Below are 715 nucleotides of genomic sequence, written 5' to 3'. Positions count from 1 at the left end.
GAGAAGACTCCCACTTCAACGAAGCGAAGCGGAGTAAGTGGGAGATGAATCGCCTTAACTATATTTTGCTGAAAATAGGATAGATTCAGTAAAATATAGTATAATATAGTTAGATGGGAGGTGAAAAAATGTATTTTTGTATCAAACAACAGCTAAATGGTTTGACCAAAGAAGAATACTTGACTCTTCGAGAACTGTGCCATATTGCCAAGAACATGTACAACGTCGGATTGTAAATTGGCAAACTTGTCATTGGCTATGCGGAAACATGGCAACGCAATATGAATCTAGGAAAAAAGACAAATCAAAACTTTGTCAATATTCCTCTCGGTAACATAAAAGAAAAACTAGAATATCTTTGTGAATTTTACGGCATTGAATTCTTGAAACAGGAAGAATCCTATACGTCTCAAGCCAGCTTTTTTGACGGCGATGAGATTCCTGAATATAATGCCGACAATCCAAAAGAATATAAGTTCAGCGGCAAACGTATTAAGCGCGGCTTGTATCGAACAAAGTCTGGCAAACTAATTAATGCTGATGTCAATGGCGCATTAAACATCTTAAAGAAAAGTAAAGCTGTAGACCTGAGTGTCTTATGCTCTAGCGGCGAAGTGGACACGCCTCAAAGAATAAGGATTGCTTGAAGCAGTCAAACTTCTTTGGAAGCCCCCACTTCAAATTTTCGCTAGAAAATTAAGTGGGGGTAGTTCAC

General features: G+C 38.2%; 1 pseudogene. It reads left to right on the top strand.

Annotated elements, in window-relative coordinates:
* Nucleotides 1-236: 236 nt before the first annotated feature.
* Nucleotides 237-647 (top strand): annotated as a pseudogene (locus tag ETC02_RS16800) (zinc ribbon domain-containing protein); the annotation flags it as partial.
* Nucleotides 648-715: the final 68 nt, after the last annotated feature.

It is taken from the genome of Geobacillus sp. DSP4a (assembly GCF_013096875.1).
Classification (GTDB): Bacteria; Bacillota; Bacilli; order Bacillales; family Anoxybacillaceae; genus Geobacillus; species Geobacillus thermophilus.
The sequence above is the reverse complement of the archived record's forward strand: the minus strand, read 5'-3'. Positions and strand labels throughout refer to the sequence as shown.